A 24678-nucleotide genomic window follows, 5' to 3' on the forward strand; every position below is an offset into this window, starting at 1 on the left:
GGTATTGGGTATATGAAAGTAGGGGTATATTTAGTTTGTTTAAAAAACACTCCATAAATCCTGTATTTAAAGTATTTATGGAGTGTTTCGATTGGTGTTTTCGTCCGGGAAATAATTATAAAAACATGGGGGTATATTTTAAAGAGGGCGAAAAACAGTGATTTGATGAAAGGGGGGTGGAAAATATAGCAAAATGAATGAGGATTTTAAAACTGTATACATTTTTTCTTTGTGAAATTGACTTTTAGTGGAGTTACGATAATAATCATGGAAGAGGTGATACGATGAAACGATTAAGTAGTCTTTTCTTGAGTAGTTTATTGGCACTAATGCTGATTTTAAGTGGATGTGCAGGAAAAGAACAAAAAACAGAAAAAACAAAAGAGGATCATTCTACATCAGTAGAAAAAATTAGTGATAATATTTTAGATGAAATGGAAGGGCCACCTAAAAATGGTCATACGATTGAAAGGCATGTAGGCAAATCAGAAGAGGATTTGAAGAATCGTTTGAAGACAGATAAAGTTTCAGCGGCAAGTACATACTATGATAAGGAAACAGCGACAAAGGCTGTGAAAGATAGTTTAAAACAACATGATAAAGAAATTCAGGATTGGTTGAAAAACTCTAAAGAGGCTCGTCTTGTATTGAATACAACTCATTCATTCCCAGTTGGAAAAACAGTAATAAAGAAAAATATGAATGTAAAAGACAAACTAGTAAAGACTGTTACTGTTTTAGCGAGAGATAAATCAGGAAATCTAGGATTTAAGATTATTACTTCTTATCCATCAGATAAATAAAGGGGGGAGTATATATGTATCCAACATTACAATACTTTCTTAAATCGTACTGTACGTTAAGTATTCATGAGGATGAAATAGTAAGCGTAATGGAAGAGTTTATAGAGCAAGAGGACGAAGAGATTGTTTTGAAATTACGCGATGAATTAGTAAATATGAAGAAAAAGAACGCGTGGGAAGAAGCGTGCGTATTAGCTGCGAAGCAAGGCAATCGTGTGTGGTCTTTAGAAGAAACGAAAGATCATCTGGAAATTTTTTTACTATTATTGCAAAAGAAAAAGGCGTGAGTAGATCACGCCTTTTTGTATACGCTTTTTGAAATTTGTCCGTTTGATATTATCTCATTGTTTTGGGGCACTTTTATATACGCTTTTTGAAATTTGTCCATTTGAGAGTACTTCACCGTTTTGTGTTACTTTTTTATACGTAACCGCTGTTATTTTATCACCAGTATTACTAATTACTTGAGAAGAAACTTCAACATTTTTACCAGTATTTGTACCGAAAATACGTGTAGTAATACTACCGCCATTTGAAAATGCTTGAATGTAAATATGCTTACCTGTATTGTTTTTAAATTTTAAATCCGGACCATAATCTGCCACTGCTGCATCCTGCCCAAGTGGTAAATAATTTACGGGCATAGAATGATTGCTTCGAGAAACAATTCCTAAATCTGCCCTTAAAGCTGCGCTGTATAAAGTACTACTTACTTGGCAAACGCCTCCGCCTGCACTTTGTATAACTTTACCTTGTGAATATACTGCTGCGGATTTATAACCATGTGCAGCATCAGTTACGCCAACACGGCCATTAAAACTAAACGTTTCATCAGGTGCTACAATAACTCCACTTAACGTATTAGCTGACTTATTTACGTTATAGGATTGATTTCCATTACGGCCAGCCATTGGGGTAGAATATTCAGCAATCACTTCTTTAATCCCCATTTGTTGTATATCTTCTGTAGAACGTTCAGGTTTTATTAGTGTAACTGGTAATATAACATCGGGTGTGCCAGAAGTAATAGCTGCGCTTGTTAAATCGGTTAATTTTCCTTTATCAATTTTTTCTCCATTTTGACTTTGGCTAATATTTACTGTAGAGCCTTCAACACTTAATTCGGCGTTGACAGGATTTTTTAATGTTTCATTATATTTATCCTTTATAAAGGTTTCATAAGTTGTTGTATTTAATTGTGGTGTTAATTTATAGTCACGTTTTACTTCACCGTTTTCAGCTTGCTTACGCATGTTGTAACGATTCATTACGTTCCCTTCTTGTTCTTTAAAGATATTGTCGACAATATCCTTCTCTTTATAATCTACTCCTAAATCTTTCCACGTGTAATTTTGCTTATCATTTTGGAATACGTAGTTAAGAGATTTTTGATTTAATTCATTCATCTTTTGATTAACAAGGGCTTGAATATCTGCTTTATTTTTTCCATCAAGAGAAATACCTTCAAATGTAGTGTTTGGTAGTGCAGTTGTATTTAGTTGATTATTTAATTTGGATACATATTGATATCCACCAATACCACCAACACAAAGTAATATGCCACCAGCAATAGCGGAACCAATCAGTATTTTGCTTAGCTTCATTTATTTCCCCCCAGAAAAATTTTTATAAATATATGTATTACATTTTTTGTATAAAAATGATGAAAATAACATTATGTACGTCCTAGTATACTATTATTTTCACTACGTGTGTAATGTTTTCGTAAAAAATGTTACACTGCTGTAATAATTGTCTCTTTTTGTCACAATATGCATGAGAAATATGTTGAAAATTATAATAAAAAGGCTGCTTAGAAAAATCTAGCAGCCTTTTTATTATAATTTTTTATGCTCATTTTTATTCGTAACACCGAGATGTTCTTGAAGTGTTGTCGATATATCATTAACACTCTTTTCGTTTGGAACGTAATAATAAATACCACCTATATATTTATCAGTACCTTCCACTTGCAATTTATCCATTTTTAAATTTGAATCCATTGAATTTTTTGCAATAGTCATCATATCATCAAAAGTTAAATTTGTTTTTAAGTCTGTATCGACAGCATCTAATAGGCTTCCGATTTTATTAATGGAATTGAGAGATAGGGCTTTTTCAGCAATAGCCTCTAAAACAAGTTGTTGTCGTTGACCACGCATATAATCACTATCAATATGACGCGTTCTAGCTAGTGCAAGTGCTTCTTCTCCATTTAAATGTTGACGCCCTTTTTTTAGGTGAATTGCATCTGCTTCGTCGCTACTATTTTGTTCTGTGAACTCAACTGGAACGTCGACAGTTATACCACCTAGAGAATCAACAATCTTGATAAAGGATTTGAAATTGAATTTTACATAGTAATCAACTGGTACATCTAAAAATTTTTCTACTGTATCAATTGTGCTGTCTACACCACCAAATACATGTGCATGTGTAATTTTATCATATTTATCACGTGATTTAATGAAGACGCGTGAATCACGTGGAATGCTGACTAGTTTAACAGATTTATCATTTTTATTAATTGTTGCAAGTAGTAATGCATCTGTACGAGTCGCTTTTCCGTAACCTTTTTCCCTAATATCACTTTCATCAACACCCATGATCAGGACAGAAATATTATCAGTCATAGGTTTAACAGCTTTTTCACGTTTGCTGGATTTATCTCCTCGGCCGAGTTCAGAATAAGCGTTGCTTAAGACGGATTTTGCTTTACTGTATATATGGAAGGAATAGCCTCCTGCTCCCATTGCTACAATAAGTAAGGGAATAAGAATGAACCAAAGTAGGCGCTTTTTCTTTGAGCGTCCTTTTTTGGCTCGAGTTTCGTTGTTAATGTCGGATTTCATCATTTTTTCTCCTTTAAAACAATCAAAGTGTATACATCTAGAAGCGTATTAAAACACATAAAAAATATTTTACGCTAAATAAAAGGTATTGTACATGTATAAAAAATAGATGTATTGATTATTTATCCCGCATTAACGGGCAGTAAAACTCCCACCTCAAAGTCCAGCGAATGCAAGGAAGTTAGGTGGGAGATAACTGCCCGTAAATGCCCGATTGGTGAGGGCTAATAATCAGTGGGGGATAGCCCCCTCTGATTAAAGTTTCACTTTATAAGACATCTATTCGTTATTGTATACAAAAGACAGGGATAAGAAAATGATAAAATTTTACCTAATTAAAGCATAATACTTACAATAATCGCAGATAAAATACTAACAAGAGTAGCGCCGTATAGTAATTTTAGGCCGAAGCGGGCAACAACATTTCCTTGTTCTTCGTTTAACCCTTTTACCGCACCGGAAATAATTCCAATGGAAGAAAAGTTGGCAAAAGAAACGAGGAAGACAGAAATAATACCAACTGTACGGATAGAGAGAGTGCTGGAAATTTTACTAAGATCCATCATTGCTACAAATTCATTTGTTACAAGCTTTGTTGCCATAATGCTACCCGCTGTGACAATTTCAGAACTTGGTACGCCGATAAGAAATGCAATAGGGGCGAATACATAGCCTATTAATTGTTGGAAAGTAATGCCGAATATAATGAGGAATAGGTCATTAATGCAACTCATTAATGCGACGAATCCAATGAGCATAGCACCGACGACAATTGCTACACGAAAACCATCAAGAATGTATTCTCCAAGCATTTCAAAGAAACTTTGTTTTTTCCCTTTTATTACCAAAATGTCTTCATCATCGTTAACGTCGTAAGGGTTAATAATGAGTACGATAATAAAACCACTAAATAAATTGAGAACGAGTGCGGTTACTACATATTTTGGTTCAATCATTGTCATATAGGCACCGACAATGGACATAGATACTGTTGACATAGCAGAGGCGCAAAGTGTATATAGTCGATGTTTTGGAATTTGGGCTAATTGTTTTTTAACCGTAATAAAAACTTCTGATTGGCCGACAATAGCGGAAGCGATGGCGTTGTAAGATTCTAATTTCCCAAGACCGTTTATTTTACTAAGAAAGAAACCAATCCAACGAATAAAGAATGGTAATATTTTGAAATGTTGTAATATACCAATTAAGACGGAGATAAAGACAATCGGTAATAGTACGTTAAGGAAAAATGGCATTTCCCCTTTATTTGCAAGACCGCCAAATACAAAGTTTATACCACTGGCAGCATACTCAAGCAGCCTCGTAAACAGGCTAGAAATTACCGTAATAAGTATGAGACCAATTTCTGTATTTAATAATAAATAGGTTAAAATTAATTGTATAATAAGCATGATAAAAATTGGTTTAAATTTAATATGTTTCTTATTGTTGCTAGCAATATAAGCAAGGAAGAAAACAACGATAAGTCCCACGAAAAAAGTAATAAATTTCATAGTAAGCCCCCTAAAAGAGATATTCTGCTATATATGTTTTTCATTTCAAGGGAGAATATGCATCTTTGGTAAAGAAAGGAATAGAGAGAGCATGAATATATGTAGAGTGCACCACGTTGCAATTATTTGTTCGAATTATGAACTGTCAAAGGATTTTTATACCCGGATATTAGGTTTTAAAGCGATAAATGAAGTATATAGAAAAGAACGAGATTCTTATAAGTTAGATTTATGTGTAGGGGAAGAGTATCAAATTGAATTATTTTCATTTCCTAGTCCACCTGAGCGCCCAAGTTTTCCAGAAGCAGCTGGACTTAGACATTTAGCATTTGCTGTTACAAATATAGAAGAAGCTGTAAACCATTTAAAACAATGCGGTGTGGAGACTGAAGCGATACGTATGGATGAAATTACGGATAAAAAATTTGTCTTTTTCCAAGATCCTGATGGCTTGCCTTTAGAATTGTATGAGGCTTGAAATTGGTGAATTTTATATAGGGTTGCTTTCAAATAAATGAAGAAACTAAAGTGAAACTTCTTTTTTAAAGGAGGTGTAACTTTAGCTAAGAAAGCTAAAGGACATATGTGGATATTTTAAAATTACTGATGGTAGCCATTCTTATTGCGTTAACAGCATTTTTTGTGGCTGTTGAGTTTGCAATTATTAAGGTGCGTAGCAGTCGTATTGATCAACTCGTTAGTGAAAAACGCCGAGGAGCATTGGCAGCTAAAAAAGTAACTTCGAATTTAGATGAGTATTTATCAGCATGTCAGTTAGGTATTACAATTACTGCTTTAGGGCTTGGGTGGTTAGGAGAGCCCACTATAAAACATATACTCGAGCCGTTGTTTTTAAAACTACACCTATCTCCTGCAATTGCAAGTACAGTTTCATTTATTATTGCCTTTGCAGTTATTACGTTTTTACATGTTGTCATTGGTGAACTTGCTCCGAAGACGCTCGCTATACAAAGGGCAGAGCAAGTTAGCTTATTATTATCGAAGCCAATTATTTACTTTTACCGAGTAATGTATCCGTTTATTTGGGCTTTAAATGGTTCTGCAAGGCTTGTAACAGGGGTATTCGGATTACATCCGGCTTCTGAACATGAAGTAGCTCATTCGGAGGAAGAATTACGATTAATCTTATCTGAGAGTTATGAGAGTGGAGAGATTAATCAAAGGGAATTTAAATATGTAAATAATATTTTTGAATTCGATAATAGAGTCGCAAAGGAAATTATGGTACCTCGTACGGAAGTTGTAGGTTTATATGAGGACGAACCATTTGAAACACATATTAAAATAATCGCACAAGAAAAGTACACGAGATATCCCGTATTTGGTGAAGATAAAGATGAAATTATTGGGATGGTTAATGTAAAGGATTTATTTATTCGTTATATGGATGGTAATCGAGACGAGGGGTGCTCGATTACGCCATATACAAGACCAGTTATTGAAGTGTTAGAAAATATCCCTATTCATGATTTGCTATTACAAATGCAAAGAAAACGAATTCCATTAGCCGTATTATATGATGAATATGGTGGTACAGCGGGGATCGTTACACTAGAAGATATTTTAGAAGAAATTGTTGGAGAAATCCGAGATGAATACGATGAAGATGAACACCCGCCTATAGAGCATATAAGTGAAGGGTATAAAATCGTAGAGGGAAAAGTGCTTATTAGTGAAGTAAATGATTTATTTGGCATACACTTAATCGCTGATGATGTAGATACAATTGGTGGCTGGATTATGGTACAAAAGCAAATCGTTGCTGAAGGAGATATTATTGAAAAACACGGCTTTTCTTTTAAAGTTCTTGAAAAGGATATGCATCAAATTAAGCGAGTTGAAATAAAGAAAGTAGAAGAATGAATGGATTTTCTATTATATAAACTTTAATAAAAAGTATATATAGAAAAATAAATGTTTGCGCTTTCAAAAAAGGTGCTATATAGTGAAAGTGGATACTGAAGAATTCATTTAATGATACTCATATTTTATAGGGCGAATTCTTTAGATAAGGATTTAGAATGAAAAGTATAGGTGATGAAAAATGATAGCAACGAAGGATATACGTATAGAAAAAGATTTTTTAGGTGAAAAGGAAGTACCGAGTGTAGCTTATTATGGTGTACAAACATTACGTGCCGTAGAAAACTTTCCTATTACAGGATACCGCATTCATCCGTCACTCATTACGGCAATGGCAATTGTAAAAAAAGCGGCAGCGCTTGCGAATATAGATACAGGTTACTTAGCTAAAGATATCGGACAAGAAATTGCAGAAGCGGCACAAGAGATTGTTGATGGAAAGTTCCATGATCAATTTATCGTAGACCCGATTCAAGGTGGAGCAGGTACTTCAATTAATATGAATACTAATGAAGTAATTGCAAATAGAGCCTTGGAACGTATGGGATACGAAAAAGGTGAATATGCGAAAATTAGCCCAAACACTCATGTGAACATGGCCCAATCAACAAATGATGCGTTCCCAACTGGGATTCATATAGCAACTCTTATGATGCTGGAAGAACTTCTTGTTACAATGGAAGAACTTCACTCTGCTTTTCATGATAAAGCAAAAGAGTTTGATCACGTTATTAAAATGGGGCGTACGCATTTGCAAGATGCAGTTCCAATTCGCCTTGGGCAAGAATTTGAAGCATATAGCAGAGTGCTAGAGCGTGATATAAAAAGAATTAAACAGTCTCGTCAACATTTATACGAAGTTAATATGGGTGCGACAGCTGTCGGTACGGGATTAAATGCAAACCCTACTTATATAGAACAAGTTGTGAAGCATTTACGAATTTTTAGTGGTTTCCCTCTTGTTGGTGCAGAGCACTTAGTTGATGCGACGCAAAACACAGATGCATATACAGAAGTATCTGCAGCACTAAAAGTATGTATGATGAATATGTCTAAAATTGCAAATGACCTTCGTATTATGGCGTCTGGTCCACGTGTTGGGTTGGCGGAAATTCAATTACCAGCTCGTCAACCAGGTTCATCTATTATGCCGGGGAAAGTAAATCCAGTTATGGCAGAAGTAATTAACCAAGTTGCTTTCCAAGTAATTGGAAATGACCATACAATTTGCTTAGCGTCAGAAGCTGGACAATTAGAGTTAAATGTAATGGAGCCGGTATTAGTATTTAATTTAATTCAATCCATCAGTATTATGAATAACGGTTTCCGTGTATTCCGTGAATACTGTATAAAGGGAATTACAGCGAATGAAGAGTTGCTTAAGCAATATGTTGAAAAAAGTGTTGGAGTTATTACAGCAGTGAATCCTCATATTGGTTATGAAGCAGCTTCTCGCATTGCACGTGAAGCAATTGCGACAGGAAAATCTGTTAGGGAGCTATGTTTAGAACATGGTGTACTTACAGCAGAAGAGCTTGATATTATTTTGGATCCATACGAAATGACGCATCCTGAAATTGCTGGTGCTTCTTTATTAAAGACTAAAAAAATGTAATGTAAAAAGCACCGATCCATTTGGATCGGTGCTTTTTTTTAGAAGATATTAAATACAGAGTTAAGTTGAAGTAAGCTAATAATAGCTAAGAAGATTAAACTATATTTCATTACTATTTTAAATAGAGCAGATTCTTGACCAACTAGTCCAACTGCTGCACAAGCAACTGCTACAGATTGTGGTGAAACCATTTTTGCGATTGTACCACCAACTACGTTTAATGAAACGAGAGTAGATGGTACGATGTTTAACTGATCGGCAGTTACTGCTTGAAGTGGTGCGAATAATGAACCACTTGATACGACTGAACCTGTAATGAATACGCCAATCCATCCTAAGATTGGAGAAAGAACTGGGAATGCATTTCCTGTAGAAGAGAATGCAAGTCCAAGTGTAGATGACATACCAGAGTAGTTTTCTACGTAAGCTAAAGCGATAACGCTACAAATTGTATATACTGGAACTTTTAGTTCTTTTATTGTTTCGATCATTAATTCTTTAATCATTTTGCCGTTTACACGGTAGACGATAAGTGAAACGATGATTGCTAATACAATCGCAGTAGTTGTAGAAGAGAATACATCTAGTTTGAAAATCGCTGCGAAAGGTGTATCAGCCTTTGTAATTGGTGCAGTTTTCATAACCATATTATGAAGACCAGGGAATTGAATGTTAAATACTAAGTTTGCCAATGGACCATCCGGAGCAAATAAAGCTTTAATTGGTTTTAAATTAAAGATTGTTACGAATGCAGTTAAGAATACGAATGGGGACCAAGCATATAAAATTTGATTGAATGTATGAGATTTTTTTTCTTCTTGTTTTTCTTCTTTAGCAGAAGATTTTGGTTGCCAAACACGTAAGAATAATGCCAGAGCGACCATACTTACGACTGCTGCGAAAATATTAGTAAGTTCAGCGCCTAAGAAGTAAGTCACAAGGAACTGAGTAATTGCGAAAGAAACACCACTTACAAGAATACCTTGCCAAGTTTCTTTAATACCTTTAAATCCATCTACCATTGAAACAAGTAAGAACGGTAAAATAATGCTAATGAATGGCAAAATGTAAACAGCTTGACGACCGACAGTTAATGCATCTAGCCCAGTTAATTGTGCAGGTACTGTAACTGGAATACCCATAGCACCCATAGCACCACCAGCGATATTAGCTACTAAGCAAATACCTGCTGCTTTTAATGGATTAAAGCCCATACCTACAAGTAATGCAGCTGTAATAGCAACTGGAACACCGAAACCAGCTGCGCCTTCTAAGAAAGCACCGAAAGAATAAGCGATTAATAATACTTGTAAACGCTGATCATTTGTAATACTTGAAATGCTATCACGAATGACATTGAATTGTTCTGTTTTAACAGTTAATTTGTAAAGGAAGATAGCTGCGATAACGATAGTACAAATTGGATAAAATCCAGATAAAACACCGAATCCGGCAGATGCTACAGCTACAGTTGCGGGCATTTTATAAACAAATATAGCAAGAATAATAGCGACGATCACACTATAAAGCCCAGCCATGTAACCTTTCATTTTGAATCCCACTAAACAAATAATGAAGCAAAAAATTGGGAGTGCTGCGATTAGTGCAGATAACCAAATATTGTTTAATGGGTCATAAATTTGTGTCCAAGTACTCATAATAATGACAACTCCTATCTATTATATGTGAAGAAATTCACATTATTTGTGAAACTATTCACAATCAACTTACATGCTTAGTATATTCTCCTTCAACACTATTGTCAACGTGAAAAAGTATAATTATTCCATAATAGTATTAAAAGTAACATTTTGTTCATAAAGTAGACAAAAAGCGTAATCAAATTGATTTGATTACGCTTCTATAAATTATTTACATATTCTTTCATTTTTTCATATGTCATTGGTCCTACATGCTTATATTGAATGACACCGTTTGTATCGATGACAAAAGATGTTGGAATGCTGATGATTTGATATGTGGCACTTGCCTGGCCTTTCTGATCTAATAGGACGGGGAAGGTATATTTGTTTTCTTCAAGAAATTGTTTTACATTATTCGGGTCTTTTTCAGTAGCTGTCGCATTTACAGCAACAATTTCAATCCCCATATCTTTAGTATCGTGATAAAACTTTTCCAGATCAGGCATTTCTATTTTGCATGGACCACACCAGCTTGCCCAAAAATTCAATATTACTTTTTTTCCTTTATAGTCTGTAAGACGAACTTCTTGACCAGTGGTTGTTTCTAGAAGGAAATTGCGGGCAACATTGCCAACTTCAGTTCCAATGGGGGTGTTTGATTTTGAAGCTATATCTTCTTTTTTGTATAGGAAGTGATTGATAATGGTCCAGCCAACCGCAATGCTAATTAACGCAAAAATAAACCATTTTTTAATATTACATCATCCTCCTTACTTAAATTTCCTTTTTATCGTAACAAAGTGGTTAAATATGGTCAAATTACTTTACGATAGGTTATCAATTATGGACGATATTTTACAATATCATTACTGTACATTTCAGTAAGGTGAAAATATAACAAAAAGCCTGATAAAACAACGTTTGTAAGCAAAGTATTGCTAGCCCTTTGTTTTGCTTTTTTATTGTATCATATAGTATAATATTCAAAATCAGGTGGGATTTTTTCTTGAACTGTGTGCTGATAAAAGTCGGAAAATTTTCTCAGCATTATAGGTTGATAAAGTTATGTCGTAACAGGAAATATAAGAACAGATATATAAATAAATAAAGAGAAAATAAAAAATGAAAATGAGGGGAATTTTATGAACCAAAACCAATTTGACTGTCGTATTTCAGAAGAAGACGTACAGATGTTAAGAGCATTAGCTCATCCACTTCGTCTACGTTTAGTAATGGAACTGATGCAGCGTGGAACATGTAATGTAACACAATTACAAGAGGTATTAGAAATTCCGCAATCAACTGTTTCGCAGCATTTAACGAAATTAAAACAAAATAAAGTAGTACGCTTTGAGAGACGCGGGTTAGAAGTGTACTATCAAATTCATAACGATAAAGTAAGTGAAGTAGTAAAAACATTATTTTCTTAATTTTTGAATATTATGGAAAGAAGACGTGTGAAATATACGTCTTTTTTTATTTGGAAAGGATCTAATAATAGGAAGATTTGAGAGTGTATATATTAGCGTGTTAGAAAGAAACAAACTATCGGTTGAAGTGCTAAATTGACGGAATATATTCTGAAGGGATATGAAAAGATAGAAAGGAGTGTTGTAAGCCAAAGGAGGAATAATATAATGGATGTAAAACGTGTGAAACAGATATTATCTTCTTCAAGTAGAATTGATGTTACATACGAGGGAGTCCCCGTATGGATTGAGAGCTGTGATGAGCAGAAGGGTAGTGCTCAAGTGTATGACGTATCCAACCCAGGAGAGAGCGTTCACGTGGATGTCACGGCTTTAGAAGAGATGTAATAGAAAAGACGCTTCTAATTGTAGAAGCGTCTTTTTTATTTACTATTCCATCATATGTGCAATTTTCTTAGAGAACATAAGAAGTACTAATCCTAGCACGATTACGATAACACCGATGCTTGCGAATACTTCTAAATATCCTAAAGATTGAGTGAAAGCAGCTAATTGTCCTGCTAATAAGTTTGCAAAGCCAGTACCAGCTAACCATACACCCATTAATAAAGATGCTAATTTAAGAGGTGCGATTGCACTTACCATAGATAATCCGATTGGTGATAAGAATAATTCACCGATTGTGTGGAACATGTAAGTGAATACAATGAATAGTAAGTTTGCTTTCATTGTAATGTTACCTTCATCGCTACCAGTTTTTAGAACAGCTAAAGTTAAAACTAAGTACCCGATTCCTAGTAAAATCATACCAAAAGCCATTTTTGTAGGGATTTTTAAATCACCATTTTTTGTTTTTGAAAGTTTAATCCATAATGCAGAAACTGGTAATGCTAGTAAGATAATGAATAGTGGGTTTACAGATTGGAACCAAGGTGTTGGAATTGTAAATCCACCAATTGTACGATCCACGAACTTATCTGTGTAAAGTGTTAAAGAACTACCAGCTTGTTCAAATCCTGCCCAGAAGAATACAACGAAACAAGTTAAAATTAAAATTGCAGTTGTACGCTTTTTCTCTTGTGTTGTTAAAGGCTTTTTCTCAATAGGTTTTGCATTTTGTTCTTTAGATTTTTTACCGACAACAGTTGTTCCGATAGACCCTAAGTAACGAGGTGCTAAGAAATTAAAGGCAATCTGTCCAATAATCATACCGATACAAGCTGTTAAGAAACCGTATCTATAATCTGTGAAGTAACCACAAATGAATGGAGCGATAAGAGCTCCTAAGTTAATTCCCATGTAGAAGATAGTGAAGGCACTATCACGACGAGAATCGTTGTCGCTATATAATTGACCTAGTAAAGTCGAGATATTTGGTTTGAAGAATCCGTTACCGATAACTAATAATCCTAATCCTAAAAATAGTCCAGTTTTCGTGTTCATTGAAAATAGTACGAAGTTACCAATCGCCATAATGATACCGCCGATGGTAATGGCATGTCGTTTCGTAATGAAATGGTCAGTTAACCAGCCACCAATAATCGGTGTGAAATATACAAGCATTGTGAAAATACCGTAAATTTGAACTGCAACTGCTTTATCAAATCCTAAACCGCCACTTACTAAGCTCGTTGTTAAATAAAGAACTAATAAGCCACGCATTCCGTAATAACTAAATCTTTCCCATGCTTCTGTAAAGAACAACAAATATAATCCTGGTGGATGTTTTTTTGGTGATTGTTGCTCTCCAGCTTTGTCTAATTTTAAAGCTGCATCCATGTTTGTTTCCCCCTAATCCTGTATAACGGATATTTATGTAATTATTTTAATTCACAAAATATTTAGAAGTCAATAGAATTATATGGAAATAGCAAGAAAATTTCTGAAAAAATCTATTTTTCTTCAACCGTTATTGTATTTTTCCCTGAAAACAAGATAATAAGCGTTTTCAAATGTAGTAATTGAATTCTAAAATAAAGTAAAATAGTGATAAATCAGAAAATTTAGATTAAAATATTTATTCTGATATAGAGAAAATAAACTATATTTACTTTTACAATATAACATATCGGTAATAAAAATACAAAATGAAATAATGTGACACTTCAGTGAAATGAAAAAACCAGCTCCATAAAAGAGGGAGCTGGTTACAATAAAATTATTTAACAAAGCGTTTTTCAATATCATCTAGTAGTAAGTTAGCGGCCATTACACCACCAGCTGTATTCCAAATAACGTCGTCAACTTTGTATGCTTTTCCGCTCTTTACTGCATTTAAGTTTTTAAAGAGAGGATCGTTTATATATTCTTTTTCTAGTTCAGAACCTTTTTTCTCATTGCCTTTATCGAATGTGAAGTAGAATAATACATCGCCATCCATTGCCGAAATACGCTCTTTAGATACGTTACGTTCTGCGAAATCATCTTTGTTTTGATCTCCAGGACGTTTAAATCCAAGTTCTTTTAAAATAACACCAGAGAATGTATCGCCATGATAAATACGAACATCACCAGGCATAAAGCGTACCATAGAAATTTCTTGATTTACTGTATCACCAAGTTTTCCTTTTAAATCTTCCATACGTTTTCCGTAATCAGCTAAAACTTTTTGACCTTCTTTTTCCTTATTTAAAGCTTTTGCATAAAATTTGAAGTTATCTTTCCATTCACCACGTAATGTTTCCGAGAAAACAGTAGGTGCAATAGCTTTTAATTGCTCATACACTTTTTCGTGGCGCATTTTGTTACCGATAATTAAGTCTGGTTTTAAAGAAGCGATAGTTTCAACGTTAACTTGTCCTTCATCGCCAACAACTTTTACATCTTTCATTTTATCCTTAATATGTGGATACCACGGATCACCAGTCCAAGACTTTACAGCCCCAATTGGTTTTACACCTAATTCGAGTAAAGCTTCAGTTCCTTCATTAGTTAAAATAACTACACGTTTTGGATTGGCAGGAACTTCTGTTTTACCCATTGCGTGCTCAACCGTAATCATTTCTTTTTTATTATCTTCTTTTGTTGATTCTTCTTTGTTATTTGATTTTCCACAAGCACTTAAAAGAAGTGAAAAAGCTAGTAAAAATACAAATACTGTAAACGATTTCTTTTGCATGAAATTCATTATGTACCCCCTACATGTTGAGAATATTTTTCAATAGCAAGCATGATATTAAGCCTTTATCTTTTGATTGTCAATATATATTACTGAAAATAGTTCTCATTATCGTTGACAATGAGAATTAAGTTGAAATACACTTACAACGTATCATTATACATTGAAGGGGAAACGCTGCATGTTATTAAAAACAAATCAAGCAAAATGGATTGGATTACTTGTTGGAATCATTGCAGTCGTTATTTGTATTTGGGGAAGCATTATTTTCGGATATACAAATACGAGCTGGAAATTAGCTTTAGATGCTTTTTTCCATTTTAATGGTTCAAATGAGCATATTATTATTCAAAATGTGCGTCTACCAAGGGCGTTAATTGCAGCAAGTGTTGGTGCTAGTTTAGCCATTGCAGGTTGTTTAATGCAAACTTTAACAAAGAATCCGCTTGCTTCTCCAGATTTTATTGGATTAAATTCAGGCGCTGCGTTCTTTATAGTTGTAGCAATTGTACTCTTTTCCGTGACATCATTATCAGCTTTCACATGGATTGCCTTTTTAGGAGCGGCAGTTGCAGCAGTACTTGTATTTGCCTCTAGTTCTTTAGGAAAAGAAGGGACAACGCCTCTTAAGTTAACATTAGCAGGTGTAGCGATAAGCGCTTTATTTTCATCATTAACACAAGGGTTACTTGTATTAAATGAAAAAGCATTTGAAGAAGTGTTATTTTGGCTTGCCGGATCTGTGCAAGGAAGAAAGTTAGAGATTTTACAATCAGTATTCCCGTATTTATTAATAGGCTGGATTGCATCTTTTATGATGGCAGGGAAAGTAAATACATTAATGATGGGGGAAGATGTCGCAAAGGGGCTCGGGCAACGAACGATTTTAATGAAATCATTCGTGTTACTTATTATTGTACTGTTGTCTGGTGGTTCAGTTGCGGTTGCTGGTCCAATTGGATTTATTGGCATCGTTACTCCTCATTTCGCAAGAGCTCTTGTTGGGGTAGATCACAGATGGAGAGTACCTTATAGCGGATTGTTAGGTGCAATACTATTAATCTTGGCTGATATAGCAGCAAGATATGTCATTATGCCACAAGAAGTACCAGTAGGGGTTATGACAGCATTTATCGGGGCCCCATTCTTTATTTATATTGCACGTAAGAGAGGGCTTAGCAAATGAAGAAGTATATTCCGTTTCGTATTGGAAAAGGCGAGCTCTCGTTTTTAATGTATAAACGAGCTTGTCTCGTCTTATTGAGTTTACTAGTTGTTTTAATAGGATTATTTTTTGCGAGTGCAGGTATGGGGGATATGAAAATTGCTCCTTATGACGTATGGCAAGCGATTACCGGAAATGGTGATGCGATGTCAAATATGGTTGTAAATAAATTTCGTATGCCGCGTATTTTAATTGCTATCCTCGTAGGAATTGCACTTGCGGTAGCGGGCTGTATTTTACAAGGGCTCGTTCGAAACCCACTTGCTTCTCCTGATATCATCGGAATTACGGGCGGGGCAAGTGTTGCAGTTGTACTCTTTTTAGCTATATTTAGTGATAAAAACAATGCGTTAACAGTAAGCATTCATTATATGCCGCTAGCAGCTTTTGCTGGGGCAACAATTGTAGCGTTTTTTGTATATTTATTTGCCTGGAAAAATGATGGATTATCACCGATTAGTCTTGTTTTAATTGGTGTTGGATTTTGGGCATTAACGAAAGCAGCAACAACTTTATTTATGTTGTTAGCACCAATTTATCAAGCAAGTCAAGCGAATGTATGGATCACAGGTACTGTTTATGGCTCTTCGTGGCAAAACGTTATGATACTTGCGCCGTGGGTTCTTATTTTAACGGTAATATCATTTATAGCGGCTAGACATTTAAATGCTCAAGAGTTAGGGGATGATATTGCGGTAGGACTGGGTGTTCCTTTAACGAAGTCACGCGTATTCATGTTATTACTTAGTACAGCTTTAATTGGCGGGGCAGTTGCCTTTGCAGGAGGAATTGGATTTGTTGGTTTAATGGCACCTCATATTTCGCGAAGATTAGTTGGCTCTTTCTACGGTGCATTGCTCCCAGTTGCGGCGATTATCGGTGCAATTCTAGTACTCGCTGCAGATTTAATTGGGCGTACAGTTTTCGCACCACTTGAAATTCCAGCAGGGGTATTTACATCAGCAATTGGTGCACCTTATTTTATTTATTTACTTTATAAAAGTCGGAATTCATAAAGGGAGATGAATATGCAAAAAGCATTGGAGACGAAACGCTTGACGCTGTCGTATGGTGAAACGATTATTATTGATGAGCTGAATTTAGAAATTCCAAAAGGGGAAATTACAATCTTCATCGGTTCTAACGGTTGTGGGAAATCAACTTTATTACGTTCACTAGCTAGATTATTAAAGCCAACAACCGGTGACATTTTGTTAGATAATCAAGCAATTCAAAGTATGCAAACGAAGCAAATTGCTCGCCAAATGGCAATTTTACCGCAAGGGCCACAAGCTCCAGAAGGACTTACAGTATTGCAACTTGTAAAGCAAGGACGTTATCCATATCAAACATGGCTGAAGCAATGGTCCGAAAAAGATGAGGAAATGGTACAAAAAGCGCTTGCTGCAACGGGTATGACAGAATTTGCTGAGCGTGATGTTCATGCCCTTTCAGGTGGACAACGTCAACGTGCTTGGATTGCAATGACCCTTGCACAAGATACAGATATTATTTTGCTTGATGAGCCGACTACATATTTAGATATGACGCACCAAATTGAAGTGTTAGATTTATTATTCGAATTAAATGAAACAGAGCAAAGAACGATTGTTATGGTATTGCACGATTTAAATTTGGCATGTCGTTATGCAGACAACATTGTAGCTATTCAAGATAAACAAATATATGCGCAAGGTAAACCAGAAGAAGTTATTGACCAGAAGTTAGTTCGGGATGTATTCCGTATGGAGTGTCAAATAAGCGCTGATCCGTTATTTGGGACACCGCTCTGTATCCCGCATGGAAGAGGAAGACGTGTATTTAAAGAGGCTGTTCAGGCGATGAGATAACGAAAAAAGACGATGAGGATTCATCGTCTTTTTTACCCTGCATTAACGGGCAGTAAGATCCCCATCTCAAAATCCAGCGAAAGCAAAGAAGCTGGTTGGGGGATCAACTGCCCGTAAAAGCCCGATTGGTGCGGGCTAATAATCAGTGGGGGATGAACATCCCCCACTGATTAAAGTTTCACTTTATTTTCGGCAAGAAAATAATAGAAAAAGGGGAATACGTAAACGTCGTTCATATTCTTCTTCATCTTGAAAACAGTTTCGATTTGGTGTAGCTTCTTTTAATCTTGTAATCGTAAATCCGGCTTGTTGTAATAATGTAAAATATTCTTCCGTAGTCCGGTGATATTTAATAACTTCTTGATCAATCCATGGCTCAACTCGTTTTCCTGTTTTGAAATAATCATCGACGAGCCAACTAGTTCTTTTACCACTCGTTTGCAAGCTTTCAAATGAAGAGGTAATAACGGGATGTTGAACGCTAAAGGTGAAGGTTCCGTTTGTTTTTAAAGTTTGAAACACATTTTGAAAAATGATATCAAGGTGTTCAATATAATGTAAGGCGAGTCTAGATGTTACTAAATCAAAAGTAGAAGGAGGGTATGTGTAGTCTTTGAGGTTTAAAAAATGAACGGTGCCATTTTTATTTTCTAGTTGTTTTTTAGCTTTTTCATACATAAGCTCGGAGCCTTCAATACCAGTGTAAGAGTGGCATCCATGTTCTAATAATTCTTCGCCGAATTTAGCATCACCACAACCTAAATCGAGGATTTGTTTTCCTGTTACATTGCCAATGAGCTGAAAGAATGCTGGTTTTTCAAGGGATTCGTTTGGACTATTTTCTCGATATCTTCGCTGCATATATTGCTCTAAAAACGATTCGTTATTATATACATCAGATTCAGTAAATGCCATTTTAAAAGCCTCCTAAATATTTTTTTAATTCTATCAAATATGAAAAGTAAATGATAGATTTCTTGTAATGAATCATATATAATCTAAAATTGTAAGCGGTTTCTTTAAACTATTTTTCTATAATAAATTCTGAAAACGTGTTAAGCTAGTAGAGGGATTATTAGAACTATTAAGATAATAATCCGCTTACATGAACGATGGGAGGCTTCACGATGTCTAGTAAAACACTTGCAAACTTTTTAGAAGAAAATTTAGAGGATTTAAAATCAAAGGGGCTTTATAACGTAATTGATCCGCTTGAAAGTCCAAATGGACCGATTATTACAATTGGCGGAAAAGAATATATTAACTTATCTTCAAACAACTACCTTGGATTAGCGACTGATAATCGCTTACAAGAAGCAGCAATTGGTGCAATTCATAAGTACGGCGTTGGAGCAGGAGCTGTTCGTACAATTAACGGTACTTTAGATTTGCATATTAAATTAGAAGAAACAATTGCAAAGTTTAAACATACAGAAGCAGCAATTGCTTATCAATCAGGATTTAACTGTAATATGGCAGCGATTTCAGCTGTTATGGATAAAAATGATGCGATTCTTTCAGATGAATTAAACCATGCATCTATTATTGATGGTAGTCGTCTATCAAGAGCGAAAATCATCGTTTATAAGCATTCTGATATGGAAGATTTACGCAAAAAAGCAATCGAGGCAAAAGAATCAGGTCTTTATAATAAATTAATGGTTATTACAGACGGTGTTTTCTCAATGGATGGAGATATTGCAAAATTACCAGAGATTGTTGAAATTGCAGAAGAGCTGGATTTAATGACATATGTAGATGATGCACACGGTTCAGGTGTACTTGGCAAAGGTGCAGGTACTGTAAAACATTTCGGCCTTTCTGATAAAGTTGATTTTCAAATTGGTACATTATCAAAAGCAATTGGGGTAATTGGTGGATATGTAGCTGGGAAACAAAACTTAATCGATTGGTTAAAAGTGCGTTCACGTCCATTCTTATTCTCAACAGCTTTAACACCAGCTGATGCAGCTGCTTGTATGAGATCAATTGAAATTCTAATGGAAAGCACAGAGTTACACGATCGTTTATGGGAAAATGGTCGCTATTTAAAACAAGGGTTAAAAGAACTTGGCTTTAACATTGGAGAAAGTGAAACACCAATTACACCTTGTATTATTGGTGATGAAGTATTAACACAAGAATTTAGTAAACGTCTAAATGAAGAAGGCGTTTACGCAAAATCTATCGTATTCCCAACCGTAGCAAAAGGAATGGGACGCGTTCGTAATATGCCTACAGCAGCTCATACGAAAGAAATGCTAGATGAAGCAATTCGTAAGTATGAAAAAGTAGGGAAAGAAATGGGTATCATTTAAGTAACGACATCTTTTGAATAGCTTGCAAATGGGGAGTGGGAAAAATGAAAAAAATTCTAGTAACCGGTTCTTTAGGGCAAATTGGTTCTGAACTAGTAATGAAACTTCGTGATGTATACGGCGCATCAAATGTTATTGCAACAGATATTCGTGAAACAGACAGTGAAGTAGTAACGTCTGGTCCATTTGAAACGTTAGATGTAACGGATGGACAAAAATTAAATGATATTGCAAAGCGTAATGAAGTAGATACAATTATTCATTTAGCGGCTTTACTTTCAGCAACTGCAGAAAAAAATCCGTTATTTGCTTGGAATTTAAATATGGGCGGACTTGTAAATGCATTAGAAGCAGCACGTGAATTAAACTGTAAGTTTTTCACGCCAAGTTCTATCGGTGCATTTGGTCCATCAACGCCAAAAGATAATACACCACAAGATACAATTCAGCGTCCTACTACGATGTATGGGGTAAACAAAGTAGCAGGAGAATTACTATGTGATTATTATCATCAAAAGTTTGGCGTTGATACGCGCGGTGTACGTTTCCCAGGCTTAATTTCTTACGTAGCTCCTCCAGGAGGCGGAACAACTGACTATGCAGTTGAAATTTATTATGAGGCGATTAAAAAAGGTACATACACCTCATACATTGCAGAAGGAACATACATGGACATGATGTATATGCCAGATGCTTTACAAGCAATCATCTCATTAATGGAAGCTGATCCAAATAAACTAGTTCATAGAAATGCGTTTAACATTACAGCAATGAGCTTTGAACCAGAGCAAATTGCAGCATCAATCCGTAAACACATTCCGAACTTTACAATGGATTACGCAGTAGATCCAGCTCGTCAAACAATCGCTGATAGCTGGCCGAACTCTATTGATGCAACAGCAGCAATGAAAGAGTGGGGCTTTAAAGCAGAATATGATTTAGACAGAATGACAACTGATATGTTAGCCAAGTTAAAAAAAAAGCTCGCATCTGAGTTAGTAATGAATTAATAAGAAGAGCCGATTCTTAGGAATTGGCTCTTAATTATTTTAGGAAGGGAGAAAAGCAACATGCAAAGAGTTGATGTTGTATATGCATTAATACACGATAGCGAAAAAGATAAAATATTAATGGTACATAATATAGAACAAAACGTTTGGTCATTGCCAGGCGGGGCTGTTGAAAAAGGTGAAATATTAGAGGAAGCACTAGTAAGAGAAGTGAAAGAAGAGACAGGTTTAACTGCTGCGGCAGGTGGACTTGTTGCGATCAATGAAAAATTCTTTGAAGAACCAGGGAATCATGCGTTATTTTTTACATTCCGAGCAAATGTTGTAACAGGTGAACTTGGTGCAGAAGATGAAGAAGAAATTTCCGCAATCGAGTGGGTGGATCGGACAATCGCAAATGAACGATTCCCATTCTACGATGGGGGATTTGAAGCATTGTTAGAAGTAGCCATTCCATATAAATTTCAACCAGAAACACAGTGAGTGAACGAAAAAACAGGAGCCTCGGGGCTCCTGTTTTTCTATTCAATCGTCTTCAGTAATAGTTTCTTCAACAATGGTTTAATCTTCAGGCGTAAATCTTCAGCATGATTTGCAACTAAGAAGTGATGGTTATAAATGTTTTTCATTAGTTGATAAGTCGCTTCTTTCGCTTCGCCTTCTTCGATAAAGATGCCGATTACTTCCATACCACTTTTACGAGCAAGTTTGACTGCTTCGTGCGTATCTAAAATTCCGTCTTGTTGATAGTCTAGTGCAGAAGGTTCACCGTCTGTAAAGACAAGTAAGAATTTATGTTTTTCTGGTCTTTTCGCAAGCTTTTCGGAAACGATACGAATAATATACCCGTCGCGGTTATCTTCTTCTTCGCGAAGTTGCATAATTTCTGGACCGACGTTTGGTAACGTTGAGTTTTTATACGTAACAACTTCATGGATAACGTTCGGTTTATCTTCAGGTTTAGCACTAGAAGCATCTTCCCAAAATCCACTAATAGCGTGCGGGATTTTTAAAGATTTCAACGCTTCATGGAATAGGACCACACTCTTCTTCGTTTCTTCCATTTTGTTATACATAGAACCAGAGCAGTCCACTAATAGTTGGAATGCAACGTCGAGCTCTTGTGATTCTTGTCCTTTTTTATAAAACATACGCGGCTGCTTTTCAGTATAAATACGAAGGAATTTCTTACGAAGCCTTCCGTAATATTTATCACTGTTTGCATTCGTTTTGTTTTCAATCGTTTTTTCGATAATTTTCTTTAATTCTTTTACATCTTTATTAACGACTGATTTGATAGCTTGGTAATCTTTTTTCTCATCAGGATTCGATTTGCGAGCTTCTTTAAATGTATGAGAAGCTCCCACATTATACTTGCCGTATGCACCGTCGTTTTGGCTAGAAGCATGAGACGCTCTTGCTTCCTCTGTATCAGCACCATCAAAGTTAGATTGTGTACTTTTTTGGGAAGTACCTTGTACAGAACCAAGTGCTTGGTCACCATCTTCTGATTCACGAGCAGTATCACCCATCATATTTGTTTTTGTTCCGCTTTCTAAATCAAAGCGTAAAAAGTTCTCGTTTTCATTGTTTTTATTTTCACGGTGCCATGTCGAGAAGCTTTCATCCATTTTGTTTTTGTTATCATCGTCATCTAGGAGCTGCGTATCATCATTTGCTAATTTTTCAGCGCGACTGTCTTTCTCATCTGCAATTACAGATAAATAAAGCGGTGCATGTCCGAAATAATTATTAAGCATATCACTTTCAAGAAGTCCTTCTAAACGATAGCGAATGTTCTCAACAATATACATAATATCTTCCGTATTACGAGCTTGGAATGTTTCATGCAAAATTGATTCAATTTGCTCGAAATATTCATTATTAAACATTTCATATTTATCACTCGTTAATGAAAGATAGCATAGACAAAATAGACGATCACCGTGATAGTTACGAACACGATTTATTTCATTTTGTGAGCCAAAGTAATTGCGATACATTTCTTTTCGGCGTTTAAAAATATGTTTTGTGCCAGGACGTAAATTTTTGACGATTTCCTCAACACGTAAATCTTCTAATAGAACAAATAATTGTGTTAAAAACTTTTTTAGAGGCGATTCTTGTAACTCAATCGCATAAGAACGAATTAAAGTCATGTCCGAGTAATGTTTATTACCAAGTGCCTTTAAGAACACTTCGCTTTTTAATCCGATTACTGTATCCTCTTCTTTTCGATCATCCCAAAAGTGACTAATGACAACCTTTTTTTCAATTTCGTCGTAGTATGCTTTATAGCCATACTCAAGATAGGCATCGTCTTCTTTTAGAAGAGCATACATTAAGTTTTCCATTTGTAGAAACAGCGACGCATCAATTTTTTTGTCACTAAAAATTTGTCTCATGAATTATCCCTCAAAGAAATAACTTTCTGCTAATTCACGGACAGTCATTTGTTCTGTTTCATCGTTTAATTTTGCGATAATACTACGTTCAATTGCACGCATAACAGGAATATATACACCTAAATCACATGCATCGATAATGCCACGAATACTAGCTGCTTCTTCACTTACGCGCCCATCACGAGCTAAAGGCATAAGATCGCTTGCGAATGCAACGAACTTTTCAATTGTTGCAACATCATTTAATTTTGATTCAGATAGTAATAGTTCTTTTAATGTATCACCTTGAATGTAAGGAACTTCAATAATAACGAAACGGTTTTTTAACGCTTCGTTTAGTTCACTTGTACCAACATAACCTTCGTTAATCGCAGCAATTACGCGATATTCGTCATCACCGTATACAACTTCTTGTGTAAATGGGTTTGTAATCATTTTACGGTAATCTAACGCACCATGAAGAAGTGGTAACGTTTCAGGTTTTGCCATATTGATTTCATCAATATAAAGGAAATGACCGTTTTTCATTGCCTTCATAAGAGGACCGTTAACGAACGTAACTTCAGATGCGCCGTCTTTCGTTTGTAATGTGTTGTATCCTAAAATACCTTCTACATCTAAGTCGACAGAACAGTTAATGCTATGCATTGGTTTTTGGAATAAAGAAGAAAGAGTTTCCGCTAGTACTGTTTTACCACTACCAGTTGGTCCTTTTAATAGAATGTTTTTACCAAGTAAAAGTGCTGTAATGGCATCTTCAATAATGCTGTTATCAGATGCTTTATATATTTTCTTGCCAATTAAATGTGCATTTTCACCAGCTTCTTGTTTATTCTTTTCATGAATTGTAGAAAGCTGCTGTTTTAAATCAGAATGTATATGAAATTGTTCTAACATGTATTTCCCACCTAACATTATTTTCATAAAGTAATACATCTTATGATAACTTGTTTTAATATGGTATGCAAAGAAAAGGAGAAGGGGGAAATATAAAAGAAAAAGCAATCAATA

The 24678-nt window shown here is 35.3% G+C and carries 23 protein-coding genes; 13 read left to right on the forward strand and 10 right to left on the reverse strand.

From position 1 onward, the window contains the following. Nucleotides 1-284 precede the first annotated feature (284 nt). Both MHH66_RS03115 and MHH66_RS03120 read left to right on the forward strand, forming a co-directional pair. Nucleotides 285-803 (forward strand): RNase A-like domain-containing lipoprotein, encoded by a 519-nt coding sequence (locus tag MHH66_RS03115; protein WP_063218731.1) that lies wholly within the window; start codon nt 285-287, stop codon nt 801-803. A 14-nt stretch (nt 804-817) separates the two neighbouring features. Then, nucleotides 818-1090 (forward strand): hypothetical protein, encoded by a 273-nt coding sequence (locus tag MHH66_RS03120; protein WP_002091014.1) that lies wholly within the window; start codon nt 818-820, stop codon nt 1088-1090. A 54-nt stretch (nt 1091-1144) separates the two neighbouring features. Here the strand turns inward: MHH66_RS03120 and MHH66_RS03125 are convergent, their stop codons facing one another. From MHH66_RS03125 to MHH66_RS03135, 3 genes are all read right to left on the reverse strand, one after another. Continuing rightward, complete coding sequence (locus tag MHH66_RS03125; protein ID WP_078185222.1) at nt 1145-2407, reverse strand: VanW family protein; 1263 nt, start codon at nt 2405-2407, stop codon at nt 1145-1147. Nucleotides 2408-2641: 234 nt separating this feature from the next. Next, nucleotides 2642-3658, reverse strand: coding sequence for an LCP family glycopolymer transferase (locus MHH66_RS03130; protein ID WP_002029713.1), 1017 nt, complete (start codon nt 3656-3658; stop codon nt 2642-2644). Nucleotides 3659-3990: 332 nt separating this feature from the next. After that, a complete protein-coding gene (locus MHH66_RS03135) occupies nt 3991-5169 on the reverse strand; it encodes a NupC/NupG family nucleoside CNT transporter (protein ID WP_078176247.1) in 1179 nt (392 codons plus the stop codon). Between the two features lie 91 nt (nt 5170-5260). On the opposite strand from MHH66_RS03135, the gene gloA2 reads away from it, so the two are divergent. From gloA2 to aspA, 3 genes are all read left to right on the forward strand, one after another. Then, entirely contained in the window at nt 5261-5647 is a 387-nt protein-coding gene (gene gloA2 / locus MHH66_RS03140; RefSeq protein ID WP_001017670.1) for an SMU1112c/YaeR family gloxylase I-like metalloprotein, read from the forward strand. A 107-nt stretch (nt 5648-5754) separates the two neighbouring features. After that, nucleotides 5755-7053: a hemolysin family protein gene (locus MHH66_RS03145; RefSeq protein ID WP_078185223.1), complete on the forward strand. Its 1299-nt coding sequence runs from the start codon at nt 5755-5757 to the stop codon at nt 7051-7053. Nucleotides 7054-7234: 181 nt separating this feature from the next. Further along, complete coding sequence (gene aspA / locus MHH66_RS03150; RefSeq protein WP_063218726.1) at nt 7235-8668, forward strand: aspartate ammonia-lyase; 1434 nt, start codon at nt 7235-7237, stop codon at nt 8666-8668. Between the two features lie 38 nt (nt 8669-8706). Here the strand turns inward: aspA and MHH66_RS03155 are convergent, their stop codons facing one another. Continuing rightward, nucleotides 8707-10326: a lactate permease LctP family transporter gene (locus tag MHH66_RS03155; RefSeq protein ID WP_063218725.1), complete on the reverse strand. Its 1620-nt coding sequence runs from the start codon at nt 10324-10326 to the stop codon at nt 8707-8709. Nucleotides 10327-10529: 203 nt separating this feature from the next. Continuing rightward, on the reverse strand, nt 10530-11066 hold the full coding sequence (locus MHH66_RS03160) for a redoxin domain-containing protein (protein ID WP_320609108.1): 537 nt from the start codon (nt 11064-11066) through the stop codon (nt 10530-10532). Nucleotides 11067-11453: 387 nt separating this feature from the next. On the opposite strand from MHH66_RS03160, the gene MHH66_RS03165 reads away from it, so the two are divergent. Both MHH66_RS03165 and MHH66_RS03170 read left to right on the forward strand, forming a co-directional pair. Further along, nucleotides 11454-11741, forward strand: a complete 288-nt coding sequence (locus tag MHH66_RS03165; RefSeq protein ID WP_001075217.1) for an ArsR/SmtB family transcription factor — start codon at nt 11454-11456, stop codon at nt 11739-11741. A gap of 207 nt (nt 11742-11948) precedes the next feature. Then, entirely contained in the window at nt 11949-12128 is a 180-nt protein-coding gene (locus MHH66_RS03170) for an acid-soluble spore protein H (protein ID WP_002010492.1), read from the forward strand. Nucleotides 12129-12170: 42 nt separating this feature from the next. On the opposite strand, the gene MHH66_RS03175 is transcribed toward MHH66_RS03170, so the two are convergent. Together MHH66_RS03175 and MHH66_RS03180 are read right to left on the reverse strand one after the other, a co-directional pair. Beyond that, entirely contained in the window at nt 12171-13520 is a 1350-nt protein-coding gene (locus MHH66_RS03175) for a peptide MFS transporter (RefSeq protein ID WP_061674012.1), read from the reverse strand. A 379-nt stretch (nt 13521-13899) separates the two neighbouring features. Then, entirely contained in the window at nt 13900-14868 is a 969-nt protein-coding gene (locus MHH66_RS03180; protein ID WP_063218724.1) for an ABC transporter substrate-binding protein, read from the reverse strand. 172 nt (nt 14869-15040) lie between these two features. On the opposite strand from MHH66_RS03180, the gene MHH66_RS03185 reads away from it, so the two are divergent. Genes MHH66_RS03185 through MHH66_RS03195 form a run of 3 tightly spaced genes read left to right on the forward strand, consistent with a single transcriptional unit; the run spans nt 15041 to nt 17934 of the window. Continuing rightward, on the forward strand, nt 15041-16045 hold the full coding sequence (locus tag MHH66_RS03185; protein ID WP_002029732.1) for a FecCD family ABC transporter permease: 1005 nt from the start codon (nt 15041-15043) through the stop codon (nt 16043-16045). Next, on the forward strand, nt 16042-17100 hold the full coding sequence (locus MHH66_RS03190) for a FecCD family ABC transporter permease (protein WP_002169174.1): 1059 nt from the start codon (nt 16042-16044) through the stop codon (nt 17098-17100). The genes MHH66_RS03185 and MHH66_RS03190 overlap by 4 nt, the downstream gene beginning before the upstream one ends. Before the next feature lie 12 nt (nt 17101-17112). After that, nucleotides 17113-17934 (forward strand): ABC transporter ATP-binding protein, encoded by an 822-nt coding sequence (locus tag MHH66_RS03195; RefSeq protein ID WP_012260297.1) that lies wholly within the window; start codon nt 17113-17115, stop codon nt 17932-17934. Between the two features lie 183 nt (nt 17935-18117). Here the strand turns inward: MHH66_RS03195 and MHH66_RS03200 are convergent, their stop codons facing one another. Beyond that, nucleotides 18118-18849, reverse strand: coding sequence for a class I SAM-dependent methyltransferase (locus tag MHH66_RS03200; protein ID WP_078185225.1), 732 nt, complete (start codon nt 18847-18849; stop codon nt 18118-18120). A gap of 212 nt (nt 18850-19061) precedes the next feature. Between MHH66_RS03200 and MHH66_RS03205 the strand changes: the two genes are divergently transcribed. From MHH66_RS03205 to MHH66_RS03215, 3 genes are read left to right on the forward strand one after another with little or no spacing between them, the layout of a single operon-like run. Beyond that, a complete protein-coding gene (locus MHH66_RS03205) occupies nt 19062-20252 on the forward strand; it encodes a glycine C-acetyltransferase (RefSeq protein ID WP_000095918.1) in 1191 nt (396 codons plus the stop codon). A 44-nt stretch (nt 20253-20296) separates the two neighbouring features. Then, a complete protein-coding gene (locus tag MHH66_RS03210) occupies nt 20297-21262 on the forward strand; it encodes an L-threonine 3-dehydrogenase (protein ID WP_063218722.1) in 966 nt (321 codons plus the stop codon). A gap of 60 nt (nt 21263-21322) precedes the next feature. Further along, the gene (locus tag MHH66_RS03215) at nt 21323-21745 is read left to right on the forward strand and encodes an NUDIX hydrolase (RefSeq protein WP_063218721.1); all 423 of its coding nucleotides are present in this window, start codon (nt 21323-21325) and stop codon (nt 21743-21745) included. A 38-nt stretch (nt 21746-21783) separates the two neighbouring features. Here MHH66_RS03215 and MHH66_RS03220 read toward each other — a convergent pair whose 3' ends face one another. Together MHH66_RS03220 and MHH66_RS03225 are read right to left on the reverse strand one after the other, a co-directional pair. Then, nucleotides 21784-23667, reverse strand: a complete 1884-nt coding sequence (locus MHH66_RS03220; protein WP_078185226.1) for a vWA domain-containing protein — start codon at nt 23665-23667, stop codon at nt 21784-21786. A 3-nt stretch (nt 23668-23670) separates the two neighbouring features. Next, nucleotides 23671-24564, reverse strand: coding sequence for an ATP-binding protein (locus MHH66_RS03225; RefSeq protein ID WP_000892986.1), 894 nt, complete (start codon nt 24562-24564; stop codon nt 23671-23673). Between the last annotated feature and the right edge of the window lie 114 nt (nt 24565-24678).

It is taken from the genome of Bacillus sp. FSL H8-0492 (assembly GCF_038006145.1).
In the GTDB taxonomy this organism is placed as follows: Bacteria; Bacillota; Bacilli; order Bacillales; family Bacillaceae_G; genus Bacillus_A; species Bacillus_A mycoides.